General features: G+C 47.5%; 24 protein-coding genes. 13 read left to right on the top strand and 11 right to left on the bottom strand.

Features of this window, described 5'->3' with window-relative positions:
* Nucleotides 1-120: 120 nt before the first annotated feature.
* From AB5H98_RS03330 to AB5H98_RS03295, 8 genes are all read left to right on the top strand, one after another.
* A complete protein-coding gene (locus AB5H98_RS03330) occupies nt 121-486 on the top strand; it encodes a GntR family transcriptional regulator (RefSeq protein ID WP_367924499.1) in 366 nt (121 codons plus the stop codon).
* A 13-nt stretch (nt 487-499) separates the two neighbouring features.
* Nucleotides 500-1,396: an ATP-binding cassette domain-containing protein gene (locus tag AB5H98_RS03325; RefSeq protein WP_367924498.1), complete on the top strand. Its 897-nt coding sequence runs from the start codon at nt 500-502 to the stop codon at nt 1,394-1,396.
* Nucleotides 1,383-2,069 carry a hypothetical protein gene (locus AB5H98_RS03320; RefSeq protein ID WP_367924497.1) on the top strand — a complete coding sequence of 229 codons (687 nt, stop codon included), beginning with the start codon at nt 1,383-1,385 and terminating at the stop codon, nt 2,067-2,069. The genes AB5H98_RS03325 and AB5H98_RS03320 overlap by 14 nt, the downstream gene beginning before the upstream one ends.
* The gene (locus tag AB5H98_RS03315) at nt 2,066-2,827 is read left to right on the top strand and encodes a hypothetical protein (RefSeq protein ID WP_367924496.1); all 762 of its coding nucleotides are present in this window, start codon (nt 2,066-2,068) and stop codon (nt 2,825-2,827) included. The genes AB5H98_RS03320 and AB5H98_RS03315 overlap by 4 nt, the downstream gene beginning before the upstream one ends.
* A gap of 16 nt (nt 2,828-2,843) precedes the next feature.
* Nucleotides 2,844-3,764, top strand: a complete 921-nt coding sequence (locus AB5H98_RS03310; protein WP_367924495.1) for a lysostaphin resistance A-like protein — start codon at nt 2,844-2,846, stop codon at nt 3,762-3,764.
* 79 nt (nt 3,765-3,843) lie between these two features.
* Nucleotides 3,844-4,605 carry an exodeoxyribonuclease III gene (locus AB5H98_RS03305; protein ID WP_367924494.1) on the top strand — a complete coding sequence of 254 codons (762 nt, stop codon included), beginning with the start codon at nt 3,844-3,846 and terminating at the stop codon, nt 4,603-4,605.
* A 14-nt stretch (nt 4,606-4,619) separates the two neighbouring features.
* Entirely contained in the window at nt 4,620-4,913 is a 294-nt protein-coding gene (locus tag AB5H98_RS03300) for a DUF6506 family protein (protein ID WP_367924493.1), read from the top strand.
* 19 nt (nt 4,914-4,932) lie between these two features.
* Nucleotides 4,933-5,799, top strand: coding sequence for an undecaprenyl-diphosphate phosphatase (locus AB5H98_RS03295; protein WP_367924492.1), 867 nt, complete (start codon nt 4,933-4,935; stop codon nt 5,797-5,799).
* 29 nt (nt 5,800-5,828) lie between these two features.
* Here the strand turns inward: AB5H98_RS03295 and AB5H98_RS03290 are convergent, their stop codons facing one another.
* The gene (locus tag AB5H98_RS03290; RefSeq protein ID WP_367924491.1) at nt 5,829-8,117 is read right to left on the bottom strand and encodes a SpoIIE family protein phosphatase; all 2,289 of its coding nucleotides are present in this window, start codon (nt 8,115-8,117) and stop codon (nt 5,829-5,831) included.
* A gap of 181 nt (nt 8,118-8,298) precedes the next feature.
* Between AB5H98_RS03290 and trpS the strand changes: the two genes are divergently transcribed.
* Together trpS and AB5H98_RS03280 are read left to right on the top strand one after the other, a co-directional pair.
* Entirely contained in the window at nt 8,299-9,297 is a 999-nt protein-coding gene (trpS, locus tag AB5H98_RS03285) for a tryptophan--tRNA ligase (RefSeq protein ID WP_367924490.1), read from the top strand.
* 236 nt (nt 9,298-9,533) lie between these two features.
* Nucleotides 9,534-9,791, top strand: a complete 258-nt coding sequence (locus tag AB5H98_RS03280) for an AbrB/MazE/SpoVT family DNA-binding domain-containing protein (RefSeq protein ID WP_367924489.1) — start codon at nt 9,534-9,536, stop codon at nt 9,789-9,791.
* Between the two features lie 142 nt (nt 9,792-9,933).
* Here AB5H98_RS03280 and AB5H98_RS03275 read toward each other — a convergent pair whose 3' ends face one another.
* Genes AB5H98_RS03275 through AB5H98_RS03265 form a run of 3 tightly spaced genes read right to left on the bottom strand, consistent with a single transcriptional unit; the run spans nt 9,934 to nt 14,021 of the window.
* Nucleotides 9,934-11,820, bottom strand: coding sequence for an ABC transporter ATP-binding protein (locus tag AB5H98_RS03275; protein WP_367924488.1), 1,887 nt, complete (start codon nt 11,818-11,820; stop codon nt 9,934-9,936).
* A 1-nt stretch (nt 11,821) separates the two neighbouring features.
* On the bottom strand, nt 11,822-13,573 hold the full coding sequence (locus AB5H98_RS03270) for an ABC transporter ATP-binding protein (RefSeq protein WP_367924487.1): 1,752 nt from the start codon (nt 13,571-13,573) through the stop codon (nt 11,822-11,824).
* Nucleotides 13,539-14,021, bottom strand: coding sequence for a MarR family winged helix-turn-helix transcriptional regulator (locus AB5H98_RS03265; RefSeq protein WP_367924486.1), 483 nt, complete (start codon nt 14,019-14,021; stop codon nt 13,539-13,541). Before AB5H98_RS03265 ends, AB5H98_RS03270 begins: the two co-directional genes overlap by 35 nt.
* A gap of 142 nt (nt 14,022-14,163) precedes the next feature.
* Between AB5H98_RS03265 and AB5H98_RS03260 the strand changes: the two genes are divergently transcribed.
* Nucleotides 14,164-15,063, top strand: a complete 900-nt coding sequence (locus AB5H98_RS03260) for a LysR family transcriptional regulator (RefSeq protein WP_367924485.1) — start codon at nt 14,164-14,166, stop codon at nt 15,061-15,063.
* A 180-nt stretch (nt 15,064-15,243) separates the two neighbouring features.
* On the opposite strand, the gene AB5H98_RS03255 is transcribed toward AB5H98_RS03260, so the two are convergent.
* From AB5H98_RS03255 to AB5H98_RS03230, 6 genes are all read right to left on the bottom strand, one after another.
* On the bottom strand, nt 15,244-16,836 hold the full coding sequence (locus AB5H98_RS03255) for an ATP-binding protein (protein ID WP_367924484.1): 1,593 nt from the start codon (nt 16,834-16,836) through the stop codon (nt 15,244-15,246).
* Nucleotides 16,820-17,512, bottom strand: a complete 693-nt coding sequence (locus tag AB5H98_RS03250) for a response regulator transcription factor (protein ID WP_367924483.1) — start codon at nt 17,510-17,512, stop codon at nt 16,820-16,822. The genes AB5H98_RS03255 and AB5H98_RS03250 overlap by 17 nt, the downstream gene beginning before the upstream one ends.
* A 74-nt stretch (nt 17,513-17,586) precedes the next feature.
* Nucleotides 17,587-18,885: an ABC transporter permease gene (locus AB5H98_RS03245; RefSeq protein WP_367924482.1), complete on the bottom strand. Its 1,299-nt coding sequence runs from the start codon at nt 18,883-18,885 to the stop codon at nt 17,587-17,589.
* Nucleotides 18,872-19,582, bottom strand: coding sequence for an ABC transporter ATP-binding protein (locus AB5H98_RS03240; protein WP_367924481.1), 711 nt, complete (start codon nt 19,580-19,582; stop codon nt 18,872-18,874). The genes AB5H98_RS03245 and AB5H98_RS03240 overlap by 14 nt, the downstream gene beginning before the upstream one ends.
* Complete coding sequence (locus AB5H98_RS03235; protein ID WP_367924480.1) at nt 19,579-21,144, bottom strand: efflux RND transporter periplasmic adaptor subunit; 1,566 nt, start codon at nt 21,142-21,144, stop codon at nt 19,579-19,581. Before AB5H98_RS03235 ends, AB5H98_RS03240 begins: the two co-directional genes overlap by 4 nt.
* A gap of 126 nt (nt 21,145-21,270) precedes the next feature.
* Nucleotides 21,271-22,248: a bile acid:sodium symporter family protein gene (locus AB5H98_RS03230; RefSeq protein WP_367924479.1), complete on the bottom strand. Its 978-nt coding sequence runs from the start codon at nt 22,246-22,248 to the stop codon at nt 21,271-21,273.
* A 545-nt stretch (nt 22,249-22,793) separates the two neighbouring features.
* On the opposite strand from AB5H98_RS03230, the gene AB5H98_RS03225 reads away from it, so the two are divergent.
* Nucleotides 22,794-23,327: a TetR/AcrR family transcriptional regulator C-terminal domain-containing protein gene (locus AB5H98_RS03225; RefSeq protein ID WP_367924478.1), complete on the top strand. Its 534-nt coding sequence runs from the start codon at nt 22,794-22,796 to the stop codon at nt 23,325-23,327.
* Nucleotides 23,328-23,482: 155 nt separating this feature from the next.
* Nucleotides 23,483-25,300, top strand: coding sequence for an ATP-dependent zinc metalloprotease FtsH (gene ftsH / locus AB5H98_RS03220; protein WP_367924477.1), 1,818 nt, complete (start codon nt 23,483-23,485; stop codon nt 25,298-25,300).
* Nucleotides 25,301-25,334: 34 nt separating this feature from the next.
* Here ftsH and AB5H98_RS03215 read toward each other — a convergent pair whose 3' ends face one another.
* Nucleotides 25,335-25,793, bottom strand: a complete 459-nt coding sequence (locus tag AB5H98_RS03215) for a spore coat protein (RefSeq protein ID WP_367924476.1) — start codon at nt 25,791-25,793, stop codon at nt 25,335-25,337.
* Between the last annotated feature and the right edge of the window lie 286 nt (nt 25,794-26,079).

Below are 26,079 nucleotides of genomic sequence, written 5' to 3'. Positions count from 1 at the left end.
AAAAATCCGCGGAAAGTTCCGCGGATTTTTTTTGTAAAAGTGCTTGACAAAACACTTCACTGGCTGTATAGTTAGTTACACAAGTAATGAACCAGTGAACGTTGGAAAGGAGACGAGGGCTTGACCGGAAACTTCAACGACGCAACGTCCATTTATCTGCAAATTGCGGCGATGCTGGAGGATGATATCCTGCGAGGTGTTTTGCTGGAGCAGGAGCGGGTACCCAGTACAAACGAGCTGGCCCGAGCGTACAGTATCAACCCCGCCACCGCCGCAAAGGGCATCAATCTTCTGGTGGAAGAAGAAATTCTGTACAAAAAACGGGGGATCGGTATGTTTGTGGCTGAGGGCGCGCGCCAAAAGATTATTCAAAAGAGAAAAAATGCATTTTACGAAACTTATGTCACCAGTCTTGTGCGAGAGGCACGGGCATTGGGACTGACAAATGATGAACTGAAGGCCATGATTGAAAAGGCCCAGCGATGAGGAGGATAACTAGATGGAACAGATATTGCAGGCCGTGCACGTCACAAAGAGCTATGGAAAAAAAGAAGTGCTGCACGACGTATCTTTAACAATTGAGCCGGGCGTCATCTATGGTCTCATTGGTCGCAATGGCGCGGGCAAAACGACTCTATTGAGCATTCTTACGGCTCAGAATACCCACGACAAAGGCACCGTGACCTATGGCGGGCAGACTGTTTGGGAGAATGAAAAAGCATTGGCAGACCTGTGTTTCTCGCGGGAACTCAGCGGGCAGATGCTCTTCGGACAGAATACTTACAAAGTGCGGGACTATTTGCGTGCGGCGTCTCTGTATTATCCTCACTGGGACAAGGAATATGCTGACGAGCTTGTGAAACGTTTTGGACTGGATACGAAAAAGAAAATCTGCAAATTGTCCAAAGGCATGATGAGTATGGTCACGATTATATTGGCGTTGGCGTCTCGGGCCCCAATTACCATTTTGGATGAGCCTGTAGCCGGGCTGGATGTAGTGGCCCGAGAGGATTTTTACAAATTACTTTTGGCGGACTATACCGAGACCGGACGTACATTTATCGTATCCACTCACATCATCGAAGAGGCTGCCAATGTATTTGAAAAGGTCATTATCATTGACAATGGACGAATTGCCGCCGTGGAAAACACGGAAGACTTTGTTTCTTCCTTTGCCTTCGTGTCCGGCAAAGAGGAAGATGTGGATGCAGTGACGAAGGGATATGAAGTGCTCAGCAGCGAACGCTTTGGGCGTCAAAAGGGTGTAGCCGTGCGTGCATCTCGAAATCAAATGGAACAGGCTGCCACAGGACGTGATGTGGATGTTAGCCCGGTCAGTCTGCAAAAGGCCTTTGTGTATCTCACAGGTGAGGAGGCACATCATGAAACTGCTTAAGTTCAATCGGACTACTTTTGTGCAGCTATTTTTCATGTTGCTGGGCTTTCAACTGTTTTTTAGCATTATTAATCTCATCGGTGATCGATCGGAAGAATATAGGGCCGGTTATATGAGCGGCGTAGGCGGATTGTATCTGCTGATGTTTCCGCTGATTATGATGGTCTCCATCAGTGGAATTTCTGTACAAATTGCTCTTAGCATGGGAGGCTTGCGCCGTACTTTGGGATGGGAACTGGCATTGCTGAACCTAGTCAGCAGTGTTGTGGTGTGTGCCTCTCAATGGGGAGGACTGTGGCTTTTAGGTCGCTTGTTTGGATCGGATGGTCCGGTGTTTCTGTCCGGCCTCCCCCGGCTGGCTACGTTGATGAGTGCCGGTACTTTGGTACTTGGTGGCCTGGGGTTGTGGATGGGTCTGTGTATGCAGCGTTGGGGCGGTAAGGCCATGGCTGTATGTGCCCTGGTAGAGGCGTTGCTTGTGGGCGGCTGCATCGCTTGGATGGGATTCAGTTATTTGCGGGGCGGCGTAGTCGTTGATTTGATAAAATGGTTTTTGGTGGAAAAAGCCTCGCTGCAGTCCTGCGCAGTTGTGGTGGCTGGGTGTGTGGCTGTTGCTGCACTTTTGCATCTCTGTGCATCCGTTTTGTTAAAAAAGGCGGTGGTTAAGATATGAAATTGCGGTATATTCGAGATGAATTGCATTATATGTTTACAGATTGGCCCATCAGTTTAGGCCTTTTAGGCGGCTGTTGGCTTCTTGTAGAAGTGGTTAGTGACATAGGTTTGACCGTCGCAAAAAGCAATGAGTGGTTTTCCGCGGCAGGTGCGGCTGCGCTTTTCGGTGTAGGAATTGTAGGATTTCTGGTGTCGATGGTGCAGTATTCCAGCAATTTCGAGATGGCCGTGTCCATGGGGCGTACTCGGAAAGGATATTTGATTTCCTCCGTTGTGGCAAACGTTGTATTTACCACGGTATTCGCACTTTTGGCTTACCCGCTGAGCTGGTTTAGTGAGGGTTTGCGCCGGCTGCTGTTTGCGACGATGCCGCTGTCTGAGGGAACGCTCGTAACCTCTAATGCAGGTTTGATGGTCTTTCATAAAATGTTCTGGCTCATTCCAATGGGGGCGCTCACGGCTGTGGCCTTGGGTGCGGTCATCGGCGCTTGTTGCCAGCGCTGGGGACAGTACGGTTTTTTGATCGTATGGCTGGGCGGTATTGCTTTGTCTACTTTGAGTGGCAAATTAGTAGAATTGTACGCCGAGGGGAAAACCGGTATATTTACCCCGGTATTGGACCGAATCGCTGGTTTCTTTCGGCTCGTGGGTTCCTGGGGATTGGCAGGAATTGTTCTGGTGTGGCTGGTAGCCTTGGTGCTGGTATTGATTTTTAGCTTTGCAGTATTGCGCAAAGCACCCATTCGTGGAATGTAAAGGGAGGAGCGAAAATATGACTTACAAACAAACCGTATCTCGGGTAGGTGTTTGCTTTCTGTTTTTGATGCTCGCTACGCAAATTCTGCAAACGGTAGCTGTGGTTGTGACGAGCGCGGCAATGCCGGATTTGTACAATACGAATTGGTTTGTGTGGTTTCTCAGTTATATACCTATGTACGGTATAGCCGTGCCGCTGTTTTTGTTAGTGGGAAAGGCCCTGGTCCCCGTTTCGTCTCAAGCTCCGGAGAAATCCGAAAAAATGACTGCTGTGCGTTGGATAATGACGTTTTTATTGTGCTTGGGGCTGACATATCTTTTCAATATTCTGTCCTCGCTTTTGGTCACGGGTATTGGCATGTTGAAAGGAACACCGACGCAAAATCCGTTGGAGACAATGGTCTCTGCCTCAGGAATCGTGTGGAATTTAATTTTTGGTTGCATCGTTGCTCCGGTAGGTGAGGAGCTGATTTTTCGCAAATGGCTGTATACCAGGCTGGGGGCCTTTGGCGATAAAGCATATGTTCTTTTAGGGGCGGTAATCTTTGGCCTGTTCCATGGGAATTTATCTCAGTTGTTTTACGCAGTGGCCTTGGGTGGAGTATTTTGTTGGATGTATGTACGCACAGGCTCTATTGCGGTAACCATTTCTTTGCACATGGCAGTGAATCTAATGGGAATGGTAGTCATGCCTGCGTTGGCTATGACGGACATCGGTATGGCTGTGGCCGCTGTACTGGTAATGGTGTTCTTGATCGTAGGAGTCGTGTTGATCGTGCGAGGGTTCAAAAGGATTTACTGGAAGAAAAGCGATTGTGCTCCTGAGAGTCCACTGGCTGCATTGGCTACTCCGGGTATGGTTGGATATACCATTTTGTGTTTTGCTATGGTGATAATCACTTTGTTTACCACGGAACTCAACAGCCTTCTTGCATAATAAAACGGCCTGCTGTACGGCAGGCCGTTTTTGTGATATACTTTCTATACTTTGAAAAAATAAGGGAGGATGCCTCGTTTTGAAGTTTGTATCCTGGAATGTCAATGGTTTTCGGGCTGTACTCGGCAAGGGATTTGCAGAGACATTTGCCGCAATGGACGCAGATGTATTCTGCCTTCAGGAGACGAAAATGCAGCCTGGTCAGGCCAGTTTTTCACCCGATGGGTATTATCAGTATTGGTATTCAGCCGAACGTAAAGGGTATTCGGGAACGGCTGTGTTTACTCGAAAAGAGCCTTTGAGTGTGCAGTATGGCATTGGCAAAGAGGAGCATAGCCACGAAGGACGGGCCATCACACTGGAATTTGAAAATTTCTATCTGGTCAATGTATATACTCCTAATAGCCAGAATGAACTGGCACGCATTGATTATCGTATGCAATGGGAAGATGACCTGCGTGCTTATTTGCTTTCGCTGGACGCGAAAAAGCCGGTTGTTTACTGTGGGGACTTGAATGTGGCTCACAATGAAATCGATTTGAAAAATCCTGGCCCGAATCGTGGCAGCGCAGGTTTTTCCGATCAGGAGCGGGCCAAGATGACGCAGCTTCTGGACGCGGGCTTCGTAGATACGTTTCGCTATAAATATCCGGACGCTACCGGCATATACTCTTGGTGGAGCTATCGGTTTAATGCTCGTAAAAATAATGCAGGTTGGCGTATAGACTATTTCATTGTAAGTCGTCGTTTGGCATCCCAGGTATCCGATGCACAAATATACACGGATGTTTTGGGCTCAGATCACTGTCCGGTGGGTCTCATTTTGGCTCAGGATGCATAAGGTAGGAGGAGACTGTGAAAAAGTATGCCTTTTTGCTTTGGGGAAATTACGACCCCGAGCGTCATTGCGCCGAGTTTATTCATGGCGATTGTCTTACACGTATTTGTACGGTGCGTAGTTTTGAGCAAGCGGAGCAGACCGTGCTTTCTTTGTGGAAAGAAGGCTTTGGTGCGGTGGAACTGTGCGGCGCATTTGGCCAAGACCGAGCTCTTCGTTTGAGTGAATTGACGCAAGGACAAGTGGCCATTGGTTATGTGACACACGATCCGTCCCAGGACCATTTGTTTCAGGCCTTTTTCGGAGATTGAACAAGGGGTGTGAAAAAATTTGTTTCTTGACATTCTAAAGACCATTTTTCTTGGAATTGTGGAGGGCATTACCGAGTGGCTGCCTGTTTCTAGCACCGGGCATCTCATTCTGGCGGATGAGTTCATCCAGTTGGGAGTAACCGATTCCTTTAAGGAAATGTTTGATGTCGTTATACAGCTAGGTGCTATTTTGGCTGTGGTAGTTATTTTTTGGAATAAGCTCTGGCCCTTTAAAAATGACCGAAGCGCACAGGGATTTGTATCCCGCTGGTGTCGTGAGGATGTATGGCAGATGTGGTTTCATGTAATTGTTGCCGTTCTGCCAAGTGTGGTCATCGGCTTACCGCTGGATGATTGGCTCACAGAACATTTTCACAACCCACCGGTAATTGCCATTACTTTGATTTTATACGGTTTGTTGTTTATATGGATGGAGAATACAATCGGTAAACAAAGACCGCGCATTCGCTCCATTGGACAAATCAATTACCGCATTGCTCTATTCATTGGTGTATTTCAGGTGCTCAGTTTGATACCAGGCACAAGCCGGTCGGGTGCTACAATTTTGGGTGCGATGTTGATTGGCTGTTCCCGTACCATTGCGGCTGAATTCACCTTCTTTTTGGCAGTTCCCACCATGTTCGGCGCAAGTTTATTGAAAATTGTAAAATTTTTACTGGAAAACGAACAAGGTTTTTCCGGGCAAGAAATCGTCATTCTTGTGGTGGGAATGCTCACGGCCTTTGTGGTGTCGATGGCGTGCATTCGTTTCTTGATGAACTTCGTGAAAAAGCACGATTACAAGGTGTTTGGCTGGTACCGAATTGCTTTGGGTATAGTAGTTTTGGGATATTTCTTTATGCTGAAACCGCTTTTCGCAAAATAAAAAAAGAGCAGGCTTTGGCCTGCTCTTTTTTATACCTCATACAAACGAATGGCCATTACTGTAATATCGTCTGGCCGGTCGGATTTTTCTCGAGCCGCATGAGCCACTGCATCTGCTAATACCTGAGGAGTGTCGGCACTGTGCAGCACCAGTTGGCTGTTCATCCAAGCCATTCCGCCGGCCAATGCCCCGTCGCTCATAAGTACCAGACAATCGCCGTCCGAGAGCATCAGTTCACTTTCGGAACTCAGAACTTTTTTCAAAATTCCAATTGGAACGCTCGTTTCTCCATAGGCGGATGCACGGTCACCGTGAATTAGAAAGCTTGGTACAGCTCCTGCCTTGAACAGCCGAGCTGCGCCGGTATACAAATCGATTGTAACGGCATCAAAAGTTGTAGCGGATTCATCGTCGCTTTTTAAGGTAAGGGCTACGTTTACCAATCGTGCGGTTTCTGCTTGTCCAAATCCGGCACCAAGAAGTTGACCTGCCAGACGTGCGGCCATCACACCATCTACGGCGGCAGATTTCCCTGTTCCCATTCCATCGCATAACACAGCGTGGGCTCGTCCCGGAACACGTTCTAAAACCTGTGTGGCGTCCGCAGAAACCTTGCCGTCTGCAGGAAGGCTGCACACACCGAAACGGGCGGCGAACCGTGGACGTTCACGAAAAACAAGAAGAGTGCTGGCACCATTTTGTGTGCATACCGCGCGGGAAAATTTTCGATGGCACAACTCAGAAACTTCTCGTGTCAAAGTGTATAATTCATTTTGGTCAAATTCAATCGAAGAAAGCGTGACTGCGGTGTGAAGTCTGCCTTCTCCGTCTTCTGCTACGCTTACATCTAAAGGTGCAAGACCAATGTCCTCAAAAAGTTGCTCTACACGTCGTGCCTTTCGCCGATCGGGCAGCTCTTCCATGGCAACCTGTCCGGCCAGATCTCCCAGTGCGCAGGCCATGGCGCCATATTGCTCACACAAAGCAGCTCGTGTAGTTCCGCTGCGGGTGTAAAGTCCACGGCGCGTTGCTTGTGCAATTGCTTCGCGGTTTAATGCGGCCGCAAGTTTTCCGGGTGCAATGCAATAAGACGACAAAGGTGAGGGAAGGTCCGCGGCCGTAACGCCTTGTTCGGAAAAAACCAGAGGTTCCAGTTTATTAAAACAATCGTAGGTATCGGAGGAATGTGTGATCCAGCAGTCGGTGCAACGTTCACAATCCTGGCAGCATCGGTCCGCTACCCGGGCGCACAGATCGGCATAGCTTTCTTGCTTGGGTGGTAGTTTTTCACATACCTGTTGAACGGTGCTTCCTACGTTGTGAAGTGCATTTGCAAAGGCGGTCAGGCGACCGGAAAGAGTTGCACACGCCGCGCGGCTTGTTTGAGTATTGGTCGTGCTGGAAATTGATTCTATCCAGTTTTGGGGGATGAGGGTGAAAACCAGTGAAGCGGCGCAAAGTTCTGCCATAAAGCAAAATCCGGATGAAGCATCCGGCGCACACCAAACGCCCAAAAAACCAGTGGTGCAGAATGTCAGAGCGGTCAACCGGCGTCCTTGCGTTGAAAATAGGCCTGCTGCGAGTCCAGCCGCCGAAATGGCAAATCCTACATAGAGTTCGTCGCCGGCTGCAACCAAGGATACCGCAGTAGCGGTACCGCACAAAGCGGCCCAAGCGGACCCACCGCGCCATGCTGCGGCCAGGGTGACAAGCGCCCCAAGAATATGGCTGAAAGAGATTTCAAAAATACGGTAGGGAGCCAGGCAGGCAATCAGTACGATTAGAGCAAAGCAAACGGCGGCACGGGATTCGGTGTCGTTTTGACGCAAAATTCGGAGAGGGTGTACGAAGAAAACGGTCATGAAGTAACCAAGCCCTAAAATTAATAGGGATTCGGCTGCTCCTGCCAAAATTCCGGTCAATCCCTGCCCTGCGGCCGCCGAAAAACCTGCGCGAAGTAGGCAATAGCAGATGCCGCCGGCGCATACAGGCACCATGGGAATGTCTCGATAGCGCTCATCTCCGCCAATCAATTTGAGTAAGACTACGGCGACAACGGCGCCCAGATAGGCGGATGTTTGGGGAATGGAAAGCAATAGCGCATATCCAAGTACGGCCCCTACACCGGCGCACAAAACATAAGAAGGTGGCATTCCGGCCGTCACGCAAAGTCCCAAAGGAAGAAGTTCACCAAAAATTGGTGCACGGGCCGCAACAAATGCTCCCATCGCGGCCGCAATCTGCCATATCATAGGAAACCGCCGTACAGTGTTTAAAACAGGTTGCAGCCTGGGGGCTTCCCGTGTTTTTACAGACATGTGTTTCACCCAACTTTCCTTTCAGCGAGGAATCATTTGACACTCCACCGCATAGAATAGTTATATTATATGGTAATAAATGGAAATTTTTTGTCTGTTTGTGGAACGAGCGGCCTTTCGTTGAATTTGATCGGTTTGTGTGCTATACTGACAACAAACATGCAGAAACCGAGGGAATTTTATGGAACAGACAAAAAAGCGTATTCTATCTGGCATTCAGCCTACAGGTACTTTCACACTGGGAAATTATGTGGGGGCTGTACGAAATTGGGGCGCTTTGCAAGATGATTACGAATGTGTATATATGGTAGCCAATATGCATGCCATTACGGTTCGGCAAACACCGGCAGACCTTCGTCGCCAGACACGAGAGGCGGCAGCCTTGCTTTTGGCTTGCGGCATTGATCCCACCAAAAGCATCCTGTTTGTGCAGAGCCATGTTCCAGCCCATGCCGAACTGAGCTGGGTGTTGGGATGCAACTGCCCCTTTGGCGATTTGACTCGGATGCATCAGTTCAAAGAGAAAAGCGCGAAGCATCCCGAGGATATCAATGCAGGTCTGTTTACTTATCCAGTTCTTATGGCTGCGGATATTTTGATTTATAATGCGGACTTGGTTCCCGTGGGTGTGGATCAAAAACAGCATTTGGAGCTGGCTCGCAACATTGCGCAGCGCTTCAACTTCGTGTATGGGGATACATTTGTTGTGCCCGATGGGTACATCAATAAAACTGGCGCAAAGATTATGAGTTTGCAGGAACCGGAAAAAAAGATGAGCAAAAGCGATACCAATGTCAATAGTTTTGTATTGATGCTGGACGATCCCGACACAATTGTTCGCAAATTCAAACGCGCGGTCACCGATTCGGATGGATGCGTGTGTGCCTCAGAGAGCAAACCGGGAGTCACAAACTTGATGAGTATTTATAGTGCTTTTACAGGCAAGGATTTTGCGGCAATCGAAAGTGAATTTTCGGGGAAAGGCTACGGAGAGTTCAAAATGGCAGTGGCCGAAAGCGTAATCGACGTATTTGCACCTATTCAGCAAGAGTACAAACGGATTTTGGCAGATAAAGAATATCTGGACGGAGTTCTCACCGAGGGAGCCCAACGCGCTGGTTCTATGGCAGAGCGCACGCTTCGTAAAGTGTACAAAAAAGTGGGATTTTTACAATTATAAAAAGAAGGGAGGCTATGCCTCCCTTCTTTTCTAATTGTGAAATTTTTGCGTGGATTTGGGAGAAAAAACAAAAAATTGTTTGCTAGGACATGTTTTTTGGCAGTTTCTTAAAAATGCCAAAAAATCTCTTTTATTCCATATATTGACAATTAATGGAATTTTTTGTATACTAAAATACAAGATATGACACGGGTGACCTCTAAAAATTGGACACCTTACAACGGAGGATAACACATATGAAATCGACAGGTATCGTGCGTCCCGTAGATAATTTAGGACGAGTCGTATTGCCCATTGAACTGCGGCATAATCTGCATATTGACAAAAACGCGTCCTTAGAAATTTATGTCGATGGTGACAATATCGTTCTTAAAAAGTATCAGCCTGCCTGTATTTTCTGCGGCAGCGCAGAAGACGTGGTAAGTTATGAAGGGCGAAATATTTGCGGGGCTTGCCGGAAGATCATTGGACAATTGCCGTCTTCCAAGGAATAAACGGGCAAGTGATTTTAAAAACATAGAGAGGGTTTTGGAAAACGGTAGTGCGACAGCATACCGTTTTTGTTTTTGAAAGAAACATAAAAATCGGGGAAAAGCATTTGCTTTTCCCCGATTTTTTATGCCTTTGTCAGACTTGTTAGGCCGGTTGTTCAGAAAAGTTACCCGTATACAATTGATAATAACGTCCCTTTTGGGCAATCAGATCATCGTGGGTGCCTCTTTCAATGATACGGCCATGTTCCAATACCATAATGCAGTCGGCGTTGCGCACTGTGGACAATCGGTGTGCGATTACAAAGGTGGTACGCCCGCACATCAGGGCGTCCATTCCGGCTTGGACCAAAGCTTCGGTTCGAGTATCAATGGACGAAGTTGCTTCATCCAAGATGAGCACAGGTGGGTCGGCTACAGCAGCTCGCGCAATGGCTAAAAGCTGGCGTTGACCCTGAGAGAGGTTGGCGTCATCTCCGGTCAATAAGGTATTATATCCGTCAGGCAACCGCTCAATGAAGCTATGTGCATTGGCCAATTTGGCCGCGGCGATGCATTCCTCATCGGTGGCATCCAACTTGCCGTAGCGAATGTTGTCCATGACGGTTCCGGTAAACAGATGCGTATCTTGCAAAACGATTCCTAAAGTGCGGCGCAGAGCGGGCTTTTTGATTTTAGTAATATTGATTCCATCGTAGCGAATTTTGCCGTCCTGAATGTCGTAAAATCGGTTAATAAGATTGGTGATCGTGGTTTTTCCTGCACCGGTGGAACCTACAAAGGCAATCTTTTGGCCCGGTTTTGCGTACAGTTTGATATCGTGTAGCACAATTTTTTCGTTGGTGTAGCCAAAATCTACCCCGTCGAACACAATACCGCCTTCCAATTTGGTGTACGTCACAGAGCCATCCGCTTTATGAGGATGTTTCCAAGCCCATACGCCGGTGCGCTCATCGGAAGGGACCAAGGTGCCGTCGGCCTGTTCTTTGGCATTGACCATTTCGACATAGCCATTGTCCTGTTCAGGAGTTTGATCCATCATCTCAAAAACGCGCTGTGCACCAGCGGCTGCCATGACGATGGAGTTCATTTGCTGACTGATTTGAGTAATTGGCTGTGTGAAGCTTTTGTTTAGACTTACAAAAGCCACGATGGTGCCTACGGTTACGCCGCCTACGCCATTCAGCGCCAGCAGTGCGCCCAATACCGCGCACAGGACATAGCTTAAATTACCGATGTTGGCATTAATAGGCATAGTGATGTTGGCATAAGCATTGGCTTTGTCAGCGCTTTCCCGCAGTTTATCGTTCAGTACACGAAAATCAGCTTTGGCCTGTTCTTCATGGCAAAATACTTTGACCACTTTTTGGCCATCCAGCATTTCTTCAATATATCCATCCACAGCGCCTAAATCCCGTTGTTGCAGACCGAAGTATTTGCCCGACAAACCAGACAATTTGCGAGTGACAAATAACATTACACAGGCCATTGTCAGAGTGATAATGGAAAGAGGGATATTCAGAATCAGCATGCTTACCAGCGTTACTACCAGCGTTACGGCGGCGTGGATGGTTTGAGGTACGCTCTGACTTAAAAATTGGCGCAGAGTATCCACGTCATTGGTATATACGGACATGATGTCGCCATGGGCGTGCGTGTCAAAATAAGAGATGGGAAGCGATTCCATGCGTGTGAACAGTTGAATGCGCAGTCGTTTCATGGTTCCTTGGCTAACATTGACCATGATCCGGTTATAACCGTAGGCGGCAACAATGCCTACGGCATACAGGGCCGCCAACTTTGTCAGCGCTCCAGCCAAAGGGGAAAAATCCGGATTTTCAGTGCTTAGCATCGGAAGAATGTAATCGTCCACCAAGGACTGGATAAAAACAGTTCCTCGCAAGGTAGCAATTGCAGCCAAAAGAATGCATACAACCACCAAGGTGAAGGCCGCTTTATAGTTGTGCAGCATGTACCGGATCAGCCGGCCCAAACTTTGCATGGAAGCAGCTTCAAAGCGTTTTTGTTTCATATCAGCATACCTCCTTACCGGGCTGGTCAAAATCGCCGCCGCCCTTACTTTGAGATTCATAAATGTCTTTGTAAATTTCGTTTGTCTTCAGCAATTCCTCGTGAGTACCGAATCCGTCTACCCGGCCGCCGTCCAGAACCAAAATACGATCGGCATGCTGTACACTGGAGATACGCTGAGCAATGATCAACTTAGTAGTTCCAGGAATGTATTTAGAAAAAGCCGCTCGAATGGATGCGTCTGTAGCTGTGTCTACGGCGCTGGTGGAATCGTCCAAAATCAGTACTTTTGGATTTTTCAAAAGAGCTCGGGCGATGCACAAACGTTGTTTTTGTCCGCCGGAAACGTTTGTACCGCCTCGTTCGATGTAAGTGTCATAACCTTTGGGAAGCTGGCGGATAAACTCATCGGCGCAAGCGGCGCGGCATACCTCTTCGCATTGTTCTCTTGTAGCGTTTTCATCACCCCAACGCAGGTTTTCCAAAATTGTGCCGGAAAAGAGAACATTTTTTTGAAGAACCACAGCCACCTGATTGCGCAAGGTATCCATGTCGTATTCCCGAACGTCGCGACCGCCTACTCGAACGGTTCCCTCATCGACGTCGTACAAGCGGCTGACCAAATTCACAAGGCTTGTTTTGCCACACCCTGTACCGCCGATGATACCAATGGTCTCACCGGAACGAATGTGTATATCAATGTCGCTCAACACCTTTTTCCCGCTGCCATGACGATAAGCAAAAGACACATGGTCGAAATCGATGCTTCCGTCGGTCAACTCTTTCACAGGTTCGGCGGGATTGTGCAGTTCGGGTTTTTCTTTCAGTACCTGCTCGATACGCCGCACACTGGCACTGCTCATGGTAATCATTACAAAGATCATGCTTAACATCATCAGAGACATCATGATGGACATGATGTAACTTAACATAGAGGTCAATTCACCGGTGGTCATGCTGCCGCCAACAATAAACTGGGCGCCCAGCCAGGCGACCGCAAGAATACAACTGTAAATTACCAGCATCATGGCAGGGTTATTGAAGGCCAGCAATCCCTCTGCTTTCACAAACAGCCGATAAAGGTTGTCGGCTGCTCGAGTGAACTTTTCGTTTTCATATCCTTCGCGTACGTAGGCCTTGACCACTCGAATGGCGGATACGTTTTCCTGAACGCTGGCGTTTAAATCATCGTATTTGGAGAATACAATGTCAAACAGCTTTAAGGTAGCCCGCACAATGATTGCCAACACTGCGGCCAGGAATAACATACCTACCACAAAGGCTCCGCTCAAACGCGGATTAATGAGAAAAGCCATCACCATACTGCACACCAGCATCAAAGGAGCACGCACGGCAATACGCAAAATCATTTGAAAAGCGTTTTGCACGTTGGTCACGTCGGTGGTCATGCGTGTTACCAAACTGGCTGTGCCAAAATGATCGATATTGGAAAAAGAAAATTCTTGCACGTGGTCATACAAGCTTTGGCGCAGATTGCATGCAAGTCCGGCCGAAGCGCTGGCGCCATATTTTCCTGCCAGCGCGCCAAATAAAAGACTTAGTGCCGCCATTATAACCATTAAAACTCCATAACGAAGTACATTGTCCACATTGCCCTTTTGAAGCCCTTCGTCGATGATCATTGCCGTTACAAAAGGCAAAAGGACTTCCATCACCACTTCTAAAGCGGCGAAGATAGGCGTAAGGATTGTCTGTTTTTTATACTGCCGTATCTGACTGAGAACGGTTCCCATTGCAGTTATCCTCCTTGTTGTTCAAATTTTCCAAGATGCGCATCTGAAAGCAGAGCAAAGTCTCCATTTCTTGCGGGGAAAAGCCGGCGAAGATTTGTTTTTCGGTTTGCGTGGCAAGCCGATCCAACGGGAGTTTCAAATCCAGCGCCTTGGTTGTAGGAACAATTTGTTTTTGCCGTTCGTCTTCCGGTGCGGTATAAAAGGTGATAAATCCTTTTTCCCGAAGCTTTTTTAACAATTCACTCACGGTAGCCCGTGACAATCCAAGCGTTCGGTGCAGCTCGGTAGAACAAAGGCGCTGCTGTGGCCGAGCAAGGATATACAAAAGAATATGTCCCTGAGCGGCAGTCAGCTCTTTGCGTGCAAAAAATCGCCCGATGGAAATTTCAATGCCCGCGTGGATGCGTTTAAAATTGTTCAAGGCTGTGCGGTGGTCATCCCGTTTCATGATCTGCCTTCCTTTCAAATGCTTAGGCTCGAAAATATTCGGAACCTTATCATTTTATACCGCAACTTTTCTTGAAAGTGAAATACAAATCTCTTATAATCTATAAAAAAGATGAATTGATATCCATAGAGAGGTGGAAAAAATGAACACAACGCAATTGGAATGTTTTCTCGCTGTTGCAGAATTTTTGAACTTTTCGAAAGCGGCTGAAGCGGTAAGGATCAGTCAGCCGGCTGTCAGTCATCAAATTGCTGCACTGGAGGCCGAACTGGGGGTACAATTGTTTGTGCGCACCAGCCGCAGTGTGGAACTGACGAGGGAAGGAGCGCAATTTGTTCCATCCGCCGACCGTATTTTGCAGTTGGCGGGAGCTGCCCGAGCTCGGCTTCACGGAACTCAGGATGAGAAATCTCTGCCGATGCGCATCGGGTGTCATAATCAGTTTGAGATGGATTTTTTGCCAGAACCTTTACGCCTTTTACGTGCGGAATACCCTCTCTTAAGTCCGGAGGTGCGGCTGCTTCCTTTTGAATCCCTATCCAATTTGCTCGAAGATGAGAGCATCCATATGATGCTTGGTTACCACAGCGCAAACAGAAAGAAAAGTGCTATGCCTTACCAGGAGTTGGCGCGGTGTCCCATTGTGTGTGTATGTGGAAAAGAGAATCCGTTGGCTTTGTCTTCTTATCTGACCATAGATCAGTTGAATGGAGACATGGTGGCCTGTACCCCGCATAAAGGTCCCGAGGCCGTGATTCACGCGCAAGGGGAAGTGTTGCATCAGCGCCGAGGAGGACAGGTCTATTTTACGGACGGATATGAGGGAACCATTACTTTATTGCGGGCAGGATTTGGATTTTCACTTGTACCGGACATTCCCAGTGCCCGCGTTTCGGATTTGTGCTATATTCCGGTAGAAGGGATGGAAAGTGTTTCGTTTGGGGTCCATTATAAAACTTTACGCGGCAATTCCCACCACAAACGTTTTTTAGAATTGCTGCGCGCTTTTGTGCAGGGCGAGGATATGGAATCCGGACACTAAAAATCATTTTTCGGTTTCGCTGCGAAAAATTGGTTGATACGTTTCAGGTGCTCTGTGTATTTTTATCGGATATAGGATGAAGCGTACGGAGTAGGCCAGTTTTAAAAAATAGGGCATTGGCGGACCGACGAAGACAAAATCAAAAAGACCGGATTTTATAAAAAATCCGGTCTTTTTTTGTTATGTATCCAAAAGCGGAATTGTCAGTTCAAATTCTGTACCATATCCAGAATCCGGCGGCTGTATCAAACGGATGTTTCCGCCGTGCGCCAAGATGATTTTTTGACTGATGGCCAATCCCAATCCAGAACCTTGGCGGTTGGTACGAGCTTCCTCTCCCACCACAAAGGGTTCAAAAATACGTTCGGCCAATTCGGGCGGAATACCAATTCCGCTGTCGGCAATCAGCAGTTGTGCCCATCCGTTTTGGGCGGATAACGTAAAAAACAACTGAGTACCGGGCGGATTGTATTTGATGGCATTGCCCACCAAATTTTCAAGAACTCTTATAAAAGCATTTTTGTCTACGGAACAGCGAATCGGCTCTTCAGGAATCTCGATTTGAGGAGAAAATCCAGTGAGTTCCAGTTCGTTGTATTTGAAAGCAAGATATTCTCGCAGAACCTCACAAAGGTCCATCGGCTGGGTGTGAAGAGTAAATTGCGGATGTTCTAATTTGCTATACTCGTGAAATGCATCAATCAAATCCGTTAATCTGGTTGCCTTTTGCTCAATGATATTTAGATAATCCGGAACTTTTTCCGGGGGGACAAGGCCATCGTGTACCGCTTTGGCATAGCCTTGGATCACAGTAATAGGAGTTTTTAAATCGTGAGAAATATCGGCCAATAGTTTTTGGCGATTCTGTTCCAGCGCCTTGCGTTGCTGTTCACTTTTTTGCAAACGGCTTGCCAATTGGTTAAACGAGTGGCAGATTTGTTCAAATTCCAAAGGACCGCGGTATTGGATGGGTTGGTACGATTGTTGACAAGCGAGTGCGGAAAGACCTTGATTCAGTTGATTCAAAGGCCGGCGTACTCGACGGCTGAGCCAGAGGGATGTGCCGAAAAGAAGTGCGGCGTAGAGAAGCAAAAACAAAAGGATGGTGCGCAACCAAATGGTGCCTAGTTTACCGCCCAAGGATGCGGCAGAGGACTCATATAAAATTAGCCATTTCGGTTGGCCGGCTTCGTCTGAAAAGGGATATTTCCAAATAAAGTATCCTTCAGGCAAAGTCTGTGTCAGATATCCATAGCATTTGTCATCTAGCATTTTGCCTGAATAACCCGCAATAGAGCCATAGGCAATGGTGCCGTCTGGGCGCAGAATCAGAGGTTCCAGAGATGAAAGATTGTCATCAGATGATACCGCATCGTTTGAGACCAGTGTCATTTCCCCTTGTTCGCTTTGCCAACGGCTTACTGTACGAAAAACTCCTTGTTGGTGAGTTGGGATGCAAGCCAATTCATCGGGAGAAAAATCCTGCATCGATTCTTTGGGACTATAAAGAATTTTTCCGCTGGAATCCGCTATCTCGATGAATCCACCTTGTCCCAAAAAAGTCTCACTTGGAAAGCGCTCGTATTGGCCACGGCGCAGGGAAGGTTCATATGGAGAGAGATCTCGTTGAGAAAGCGAGATAAGAGTGTTGGAACTGTCCCATATGGCCCAGGAGAGCAGCAGTGCGCCCACAGTCATTAAAAGAAGACTGAAAATTGTAAAACAGCGCAACAATGTATGAAAGTAGTGCGAACTTTTATTCCACAGCTTCAATTTTGTATCCCAACCCTCTCACAGTAATAATGAAGCGCGGGTGGCGCGGATCGTCTTCGATTTTGTCCCGCAACTTGGAGATATGGACCATCATCGTGTTTTCATCGCTCTCAAAGTAGGTCCCACTGACGGATTCATACAACTGTACTTTTGTAAAAATACGGCCCGGAGCGCTCATCAGGCAAGAGAGAATTTTGTATTCGGTGGGAGTGAGCGCGATGGGAATGCCGTTTTTGATTACTTGAAGGGCACTTGAATCCAGCCGAAGAGGTCCCAACGTTTTCGCCGAGGAAGTCTGACCGGTATTCAGTTCGTAAACCCGACGCAGGTTGGCTTTTACTCGTGCGATGATCTCCAGCGGGTTAAAGGGTTTGGTCAAATAGTCATCCGCGCCCAATTCCAATCCCAGAATTTTGTCACTGTCGGCATTTTTGGCCGATAATATCAAAATAGGCATATTGCTTATGGCGCGGAGATTGCGAGTCAGTTCATACCCGTTCATCCTAGGCATCATAATGTCCAAAACTGCCATGTCCACAGGGTGGGTACGTGCCAATTCCAGAGCAGCGGCACCGTCGGGGGCGCATAATACTTGATATCCGCTGCTCTCCAAATATAAGCGTACCAGATTGGTAATGTCCTGGTCGTCCTCGGCAATTAAAATGGTATAGGCCATTCAAAACCACCTCTTAGAAAAATAAATCGATTCACTTTTATTGTACACGATGATTGGCTCCTATGAAAGAGAAATCACTCATATCGAAGTGCTTCGATGGGATCTAATTGTGCGGCCCGACGTGCTGGATAATAACCAAAAAATACACCAATGGCCATGGAAAAAATTACAGAAATGATGGCCGCTGGAATCGAGGGGCGCACAGGGTAATGCATGATTGCCGCACCGACACTTCCGACACTCATGCCCAGCGCCAGGCCAATGAAGCCTCCAATCAGACAAATGATAACGGCCTCTACAATGAATTGAAATAAAATGATTCGGCTTTTTGCACCCAAGGCCATGCGTATGCCAATTTCTCGAGTCCGTTCCGTAACAGAGACCATCATAATGTTCATCACACCAATGCCACCCACCAAAAGACTAATGGCTGCAATCGCACTGATGCCCAATTTCATGTTTTGCATTGCCTTGTCCATGGATTTAACAGCCTCTTCCAAGCTGGAAACGGATACGGAAAAATAAGGATTACGGGCGTAATAGCTGTCGAAGTAGGTCTTGGTCCTTTCCATGAACTGCTTGCTGTCCACACCGTCCTGTGTTTGCAGCGTTAGATTTTGATAACCTGGGGTTCGCTGTAAAAGCCGAACACCGCTGTCCACAGGAATGTATACCTCGGTGGAGGTTGGTTTTATTTTTCCTTCCTGTTTGTAACGGTATACACCTACAATATACAGCCGTAGAGGAATATTGTTCGCCTCGGTTCGAAAACTTTTACCAAGAACATCGGCAGGTTGGGGATGGCTGCCAAAAAATTGTGAAACAAACCGATCGCTGACTACGGCCACGGCCCGGCTATCCGCGCGGTCACGTTCTGTAATAAATCTTCCGGCCAAAAGATCCAGTTTGGCAAGAATCGCTTGGTCCGGGGATACGCCCAATAATTGTCCTTCGGCTTTGTGACGTCCGTTGCTGGCTGTAATATTTCCGAATTCCTCTCGAATCACGATCGTTTTTAATTGATCCGCAAAGGTTCTTTGATAGTCTTTCAGGATTTCATCGGTCAAGAGATCGCTGGGTTCTGGATCTCGATATTCAAAATTTTCAAACAAACGATCCTGATCGAGGGAATCAAGTTCGTCAAAATTTGTATTTGAGAACGGGTCGTCTTTCTGGCTTACAGAAAGTGTTATATTTCGGGCGCCCAGGCTGGCCATCTCCTGCGCAATGGACCCGGAGAGTGAATCGCCTACGGTGATAATAGCGATGACCGCCCCGATGCCAATAATAATACCCAGCATAGTCAAAAGGGCTCGCAGCTTATTAGCGCGTAGGCTGCCGAGCGCCAAACGTATATTTTCAGAAAGCGGCATGAAGCATGGCCTCCTTTCGATGGTCTGCCACAATGGCTCCATCCCGCAACGTGATGATGCGGGGACATTCTGCCGCCAGTTCCTGACTGTGGGTGATCAGAACGATGGTCTTTCCCTGGCGATGAAGTTCATGAAAAATATCCATTACGTGACGGCTGGTTTGAGAATCAAGCGCACCGGTGGGTTCGTCCGCCAAAAGAATCGCGGGGTCGTTGGCAAGGCTGCGGGCAATGGCCACTCGTTGCTTTTGCCCACCGGATAGCTCATTCGGCTGATGGAATCGGCGCTGCTCCATTCCCACACGGCGCAAAAGTTCGGTGGCGCGCGATTGGCGTTCAGCAGCAGATACTCCCGCATACAACATAGGCAGCTCTACATTGCGTTGAGCCGTAGTGCGAGCAATCAGATTAAAATTTTGAAATACAAACCCAATTTTTTTGTTTCGTACTTCGCTCATCTCATCCCGCCCTGCCGTGCGAACGTCCACTCCATCCAGAAAGTAGAGGCCCGCCGTCGGCTTGTCTAATACGCCAATGATATTCATTAGTGTGGATTTGCCGCTGCCGCTCTCGCCGACAATGGCCACAAATTCGCCGGGCCATACTTGAAGATCAATGCCATGTAAAATTTCCAGTTCGTTTTCTGCGCCTACATTATAGGTCTTGAAAATACCATGCATTTCAATCAGGGGTTTCATTGGATGTCCCCGCCTTCCCCTTCGGGAAGAGAAGAGGCGTCTGCCAATACTTCTATCCCGTCGGTCAGTTGTGCTCCGCTGATTTCTGCGGCATAGTCATTTTTCATGCCTACTTGTACGGAGATGGGGGAAAAGTTTCCTTCTTTTTTGCGTACATATATCACATCTTGTCCTTGTGCGTCGTTGCGAATCGCATCCAGAGGAACAGAGTATACGTTTTCTTTTTGGCTCAGCACGATCTCTGCTTTCGCTTTGGCTCCAATGTAGATTTGCTCCGGATCCTGTATCGCGATGTCTGCCGAAAAACCTGTCGAAGCGCCTTCTCCCTCTCCAGAAGTTCCGGCTGTGGGAGAAATGCGCGATACCTTTCCTTGCAGAGCCGCAGGACTTGAATCGCTTGTGATGGATGCAGTCAGACCGACCTGCACCTTTTGAATGGCGTATTCCGGGATGGTCACCGATAAAATTAACTCATTGGTAGCTTGAATGGTAGCCACTTCACCTTTGCACAAACTGCCAACATTTACTTTTAAATCTGTGATTTTTCCGTCGGTTTCCGCGCGCAGAATTGTATCTTCCAAATTTTTTTTAAGCTCCGCAAGAGAAGTGTCATTCAATCCCTGCTTTTGCTGCCTTTGGGCCTGTTGAAGATCGGCGCTGGCAGTGTTCACTGCCTGATCGCAAACATCCATAGCCTGTGTACGGGCAACAGTGGCTTGTTCTAATGCGGTTTGCGCCGCAAGTTGTCGGGCGGCCGCCTCTTCATAAATTTGCCGCGTGCGTTCCAGCTCTTGTGCGTACCGTTCAAATTCATACAGAGTACGGGCTTCGGCCAGTGCATTATCCGCCTGACGGGCTTGTTCGTCCGCGTTTTGATAGGCGTTGTAAGCATCGCCTTCGGTTGCACCACCCGAGGCCAGCCATCCATCGTAGGCGGTTTGGCGTGCCGCGGCTGCGGCCTGCGCCTGATCTTGTGCAGGGCTTACACCCTTCATCATGGTGTCGTAATGGGCACGGGCCTCATTGTATGCGGGAAGAACTGCCTGGGTCGCCGCCGCTGCTTTGTCACGTTCGACTTGCGCTTCGTTTACCTTTAGATCCTGTGCCTTTCGTTCTGCATCCCGATTGCGCTGGGCTGCGGCCAGTGCATCGTTCGCTTTGGTCACAGCGTCCTTTAATTGCTGTGTCTGAGCGTTCAGTTCTTTCTCTTTCTCCTGAATGGAACGGCGAATATCTGTATCATCCAGTGTACAGATGACATCTCCTTTTTTTACGACGTCACCTACTTTGACATTTACAGAGAGTACCTTACTGTTCAACGATGTAGTGACTGAAGAGACCCGTGCGCTTTGCACAATGCCGGAAACGTTTACAGAGTCCGTCATTTCTCCCTTTTCCAGCCTGATTGTACGTGCATAGTTCAAATCGTCTGTATTGGCAGCGTTTTTGTTTCGAATCAGCACAAAGACACCGGCCGCAGCCGCCATTGCTACGGTTCCCGTTAGTATGATTGCTGTGATGCGTTTGTGTCGGCTAAAAAATAAGATAAAATTTTTCTTCATGGCAGCGTTCCCTCTCTTTCTGAAAAAAGTGTAGCAGGGTTACCTTTACGCTGCCTTCACGATTATCTTAAGATATGTAAAGGTTAAAAAAGGAGGCGGTCGGGACCGCCTCCTTTTGAGAATCAATTATTTTTTTGCGCTTTTTCTTTCTGCTGCCGCAGCCATCAGATTGGCCACAATGGAGCCTGAAATATTGTGCCAAACGCTAAACAGTGCGCCAGGTACTGTGGCCAGGGCTAAATCCGGAAATACGGTTCCCGCCAGGCTGGTGGCAAGTCCGCTGTTTTGCATGCCCACCTCGATGGATACAGCGTTGCACTTGGCGTCACTCATATGCAACAGTTTTCCCACACAGTAACCCAAGGCATATCCCAGAAGATTGTGCAGAATTACAATCGTCAAAATCAGGATGCCGTTGGAAAACAGCTTTTCAGAGTTGGGAGCAACTACAGCGCCCACGATGGTAACAATGGCCACTACAGAGATTAATGGCAGAATCTCTACGACTGCCTGGGTAAATTTACCGAATAATTTATTGATGATGAAGCCAAGAACAATGGGGATAATGACAATTTTTACAATGCTCATAAACATATCCATCATGTTTACCGTTACGGTCTCATGCGCATACAGATAGGTCAACGCCGGAGTTAGAAAAGGTGCGAGAACTGTGGAGCAAGCCGTCATGCCTACGCTCAGTGCAACGTCGCCTTTGGCTAGAAAAGTCATTACGTTGGAAGAGGTACCACCCGGGCAAGTGCCCACCAAAATTACACCTACGGCCAGTTCGGGGCTGAGGGAAAATATTTTTGTCAAAAGAAAAGCGAGCAGTGGCATAATCACAAATTGTGCTGCACAACCGGCCAGAACATCTTTCGGACGGGAAAAGACGACTTTAAAATCATCCAGTTTTAGTGTGAGGCCCATGCCAAACATAACCACCATTAAAAGGTTGTTGACTGTGACAATGCGCGTGAATGCGTTGTAATCTTTGCCTACCCAGAGAAAGCTCTCTGGTACGAAAAAGGCCAGCACCGCAATGGCCAACACGATAATCGCCATGTACCTTCCGGCGAACTTGCTGATTTTTTTCAACACTTCCATGATTTGTTCCTCCCAGGTATCTATTCTGAAACCGAACTCTTGTGAGTGCGGTGCCAGCCGAAAAAAAACGACCTTTGTCTCTTGAAGAGACAAAGGTCGTAAAAGACGCTCTGCGGTACCACTCTTGTTGCCCGGATAACCGGACCGCTCAGACCCACGCAGGGAAAAACCCGACGGGGCGGCAAGATAACGGCTGCCGACCGGCACAGCTTACTAAGTCCAAAGGACGGTTGAGCCTGCTGCTCAGAGGGGATGCTTCCGACGGGCTCCGCTGCTGCCTTGCACCAACCGGCAGTTCTCTGAAGCAAAGTTTCCCACGTACTAAACCTCGTCAACGCTTTTCAAATATTGAAATCATTATACCTCGCAAGTTTGAAATGTCAACGACTATGCTTTGGTTTTTGGATTGTTCCATAAAATTTTAAGTGTATTTTGTTCATTGCGACAAAGTTCGACTGTTTTGCTCCCCCTTATCACCATTTTGCAAAAGGAATTTGAATCCGATGGCCGTAGTCTGATACAATAGAAAAAAGGAGGAAGATTCCATGCCGTTTGACATGAAAGAAATGATTTCGGATCAGTTGAATGTGCTTTTAAAGCAAAAGGGTTTGGATAAAATTACGGTCAAGGAGCTGGTGGACGCATGTCACATCAGCCGACAGACTTTTTATTATCATTTTCGAGATATTATGGATGTGGTGGAGTGGCAACAAAAGCAGGTGTTGGAACAATCGATATGCCAGAGCTTAAAGGAGTCCAGTCCGCAGGCCGCCATCCGCAGAATGATACGAGAAAGCGCAAGCAATCGAGAATTGTTGACGCGCCTTTTAAAATCTCGGCGAAGGATGGAAATCGAACGCCTGCTGGTCAGAACGGTACGCGATTATTTGGAAGAAATGTTGCGCAAACGAAAATCGGACAAAGCGCTTAGTGCTTCCGATGCACAAGCGGCGCTATGTTTTTATTCCAGCGGTATTGTCGGTTTAATGCTGAGCGATTTAGAAAATAAAGAGCAGGATGTAGATGTGCGAGCTCAACAAATATACCGCCTTTTGGCCGGAGAGCTGACCCTTGGTTAAACAAAACCCCTAAAGTGTTTGATTTTTTGACACTTTAGGGGTTTTGTTTATACAGATCAAAAAAAGTGCAAGTGGCGGTTTGAATGGTGATTTGCTATAAAGAGAAAAGAGTGTTCAAAAAAACGAAGGCGAAATCCACTAAGGGAGGTATCTGTGTGAATGAAGTAAAAAAACCGAAAAAGCCTTTGATGTTTTATTATGGTATTATGTTGCTGATTCTGATGCTGTTTAATTTTTTAGCATTGCCTATGCTGAGTCAGCGACAGATTATAGAGGTGGATTACGGCACATTTATCTCCATGACACAAGAGGGAGAGCTTGGCCGCGTTGAGATTCAGCAGCAGAGCAATCGAATCTTGTTTACGGATAAAGAGGAGACCCATGTATATAAAACTGCAATGGTGAATGATCCGGAGCTAACCAACCGCTTGCACGAAGCGGGAATTCCTTTTTATGGAGAAGAAATACAGCAAACTTCTCCTATCCTCTCATTTTTGCTCAGTTGGGTATTGCCGCTGGTGGTGTTTATTGCCATTGGACAATTTATGTCTAAGAAACTGATGGACCGTGCAGGAGGCAGCAATGCTATGTCCTTTGGCCCAGGCAAATCCAATGCGAAAATTTATGTAAAATCTTCAGAAGGAATCAAATTTTCCGATGTTGCCGGGGAAGATGAGGCAAAAGAAAATCTGACTGAAATCGTAGAATATTTGCATGATCCATCGAAATATCGTGATATTGGAGCATCCATGCCGAAAGGAATCTTACTGGTCGGCCCTCCGGGTACCGGAAAGACGATGCTTGCCAAGGCAGTGGCCGGCGAGGCCAATGTCCCGTTTTTCTCAATCTCGGGTTCAGAATTTGTAGAGATGTTTGTGGGAATGGGAGCATCCAAGGTACGTGATTTGTTTCGACAGGCAAAAGAGAAGGCACCTTGTATTGTGTTTATTGATGAAATAGATGCAATTGGAAAAAAGAGAGATGGTCAGGCAGGGGGAAATGATGAACGGGAACAGACGCTCAATCAGCTTCTTACGGAGATGGATGGATTCGAAGGAAACGCAGGCGTTATTATTTTGGCGGCAACAAATCGACCTGAGTCGCTGGATCCGGCATTGACGCGGCCTGGTCGATTTGACCGTCGAGTGCCTGTAGAATTGCCGGATCTGGCAGGCCGAGAAGCCATTCTCCGAGTACACGCAAAAAAGGTTCGTGTAGATCCGGATGTGGACTTTAATAAAATCGCACGGATGGCCTCAGGTGCATCGGGTGCGGAGCTGGCAAACATTGTCAACGAGGCGGCCTTGCGTGCAGTCCGTGATGGGCGGCGCAGTGCGAGTCAGGCAGACCTTGAGGAGAGCATAGAGGTAGTGATTGCAGGTTATCAAAAAAAGAATGCCATTCTTACAGACAAAGAAAAATGGACAGTAGCCTATCATGAGATCGGTCATGCTTTGGTAGCTGCACGGCAAAATCACTCGGCTCCTGTGCAAAAGATAACCATTATCCCTCGTACATCAGGCGCGTTGGGTTATACGATGCAGGTTGATGAAAGCAATCACTATCTTCTCACAAAAGAAGAAATCGAAAATAAAATCGCCACGTATACAGGTGGCCGTGCGGCCGAAGAAATTGTTTTTCAAACCGTCTCAACGGGTGCGTCCAATGATATTGAACAAGCTACCAAATTGGCTCGAGCTATGATCACGCGTTATGGAATGAGTGAAAATTTTGATATGGTAGCGATGGAGACGGTTACCAATCAGTATCTGGGCGGTGACGCTTCTTTGACTTGCTCAGCGGATACACAGACAGAAATTGACAAACAGGTGGTAACCCTTGTAAAAAAACAACATGAGAAAGCGACGTCCATTCTTCTGGAGAATCGAGAGAAACTAGACCAATTAGCGCAGTTTTTATATGAAAAAGAAACAATTACAGGCGAGGAATTTATGAATATTCTAAACCAATAAAAAATGTCCGGACTACGGTCCGGACATTTTTTATTTAACAACTCATACCATTGGCCTGCATATAGGCAGCCAATTCTTTTCCGTGGCCTTGCTCTTGCTGCTGAATGGCACTCAGCACTTGCCGCGCAGCAGGATCGTTAAATTCGAATACGGCGGTGTTGTATACACCGGATACGTATTTTTCGGTGGCCAGTAAATCATTCAGCAAATAGGAGTCACTTTGTTTTTGCGCACGGGTGGCATTGGATTTCATCTGTTTTGCTGAGAGTGTGCGGCCGTTTTGCTGTTTTGTGTTCTGAGAAGGTATTTTTCCATCCAACATTTGAGCGACAGTGTCACAGTGGTTTTGTTCGGCATTTTCCAATTTTTCCAACATGTGACGCAAAGTGGGATCACACGCGGCCTCAGCCGCCTTATGGTACTTCTGTACGCAAAGTTTTTCTTCATTCTGTAAATCCTTCAAAAAGTTTTTTTCTTTTTGGGTCCAATTCAAGGCAAACTCCTCCTTTTGTTTGTTTAAGCATAGCATGTGCAGAATAGGAAGAAATATGTACCGTGAAATAACCGTTGCCATAGAGATGAGAAACTCTGCAAGGCGGGTGCAGTGCGGGTAGTGTATAACCTTCGTTAGCATCTATCCGTCTATTTTAGTGCTCGTAGATAAATTGTGAGGGATAGGCTGCCGTCAAAAACAATAAAAAAAGTGACCGATTTTTAATCGGTCACTTTTGGTGGGAGAGGATGGATTCGAACCATCGAAGCGAAGACGCAACAGATTT

The organism is uncultured Ruthenibacterium sp. (assembly GCF_963558415.1).
GTDB lineage: Bacteria > Bacillota > Clostridia > Oscillospirales > Ruminococcaceae > Ruthenibacterium.
This window is presented reverse-complemented; position numbering and strand designations above follow the sequence as displayed.

What these genes read in the sequence shown, in the direction of transcription:
- AB5H98_RS03325 (WP_367924498.1), top strand. Translation starts at nt 500, where the DNA reads ATGGAACAGATATTGCAGGCCGTGCACGTCACAAAGAGCTATGGAAAA.
- AB5H98_RS03320 (WP_367924497.1), top strand. Translation starts at nt 1,383, where the DNA reads ATGAAACTGCTTAAGTTCAATCGGACTACTTTTGTGCAGCTATTTTTC.
- AB5H98_RS03315 (WP_367924496.1), top strand. Translation starts at nt 2,066, where the DNA reads ATGAAATTGCGGTATATTCGAGATGAATTGCATTATATGTTTACAGAT.
- AB5H98_RS03310 (WP_367924495.1), top strand. Translation starts at nt 2,844, where the DNA reads ATGACTTACAAACAAACCGTATCTCGGGTAGGTGTTTGCTTTCTGTTT.
- AB5H98_RS03290 (WP_367924491.1), bottom strand. Translation starts at nt 8,117, where the DNA reads ATGTCTGTAAAAACACGGGAAGCCCCCAGGCTGCAACCTGTTTTAAAC.
- trpS (WP_367924490.1), top strand. Translation starts at nt 8,299, where the DNA reads ATGGAACAGACAAAAAAGCGTATTCTATCTGGCATTCAGCCTACAGGT.
- AB5H98_RS03280 (WP_367924489.1), top strand. Translation starts at nt 9,534, where the DNA reads ATGAAATCGACAGGTATCGTGCGTCCCGTAGATAATTTAGGACGAGTC.
- AB5H98_RS03275 (WP_367924488.1), bottom strand. Translation starts at nt 11,820, where the DNA reads ATGAAACAAAAACGCTTTGAAGCTGCTTCCATGCAAAGTTTGGGCCGG.
- AB5H98_RS03270 (WP_367924487.1), bottom strand. Translation starts at nt 13,573, where the DNA reads ATGGGAACCGTTCTCAGTCAGATACGGCAGTATAAAAAACAGACAATC.
- AB5H98_RS03265 (WP_367924486.1), bottom strand. Translation starts at nt 14,021, where the DNA reads ATGAAACGGGATGACCACCGCACAGCCTTGAACAATTTTAAACGCATC.
- AB5H98_RS03260 (WP_367924485.1), top strand. Translation starts at nt 14,164, where the DNA reads ATGAACACAACGCAATTGGAATGTTTTCTCGCTGTTGCAGAATTTTTG.
- AB5H98_RS03250 (WP_367924483.1), bottom strand. Translation starts at nt 17,512, where the DNA reads ATGGCCTATACCATTTTAATTGCCGAGGACGACCAGGACATTACCAAT.
- AB5H98_RS03245 (WP_367924482.1), bottom strand. Translation starts at nt 18,885, where the DNA reads ATGCCGCTTTCTGAAAATATACGTTTGGCGCTCGGCAGCCTACGCGCT.
- AB5H98_RS03240 (WP_367924481.1), bottom strand. Translation starts at nt 19,582, where the DNA reads ATGAAACCCCTGATTGAAATGCATGGTATTTTCAAGACCTATAATGTA.
- AB5H98_RS03235 (WP_367924480.1), bottom strand. Translation starts at nt 21,144, where the DNA reads ATGAAGAAAAATTTTATCTTATTTTTTAGCCGACACAAACGCATCACA.
- AB5H98_RS03230 (WP_367924479.1), bottom strand. Translation starts at nt 22,248, where the DNA reads ATGGAAGTGTTGAAAAAAATCAGCAAGTTCGCCGGAAGGTACATGGCG.
- AB5H98_RS03225 (WP_367924478.1), top strand. Translation starts at nt 22,794, where the DNA reads ATGCCGTTTGACATGAAAGAAATGATTTCGGATCAGTTGAATGTGCTT.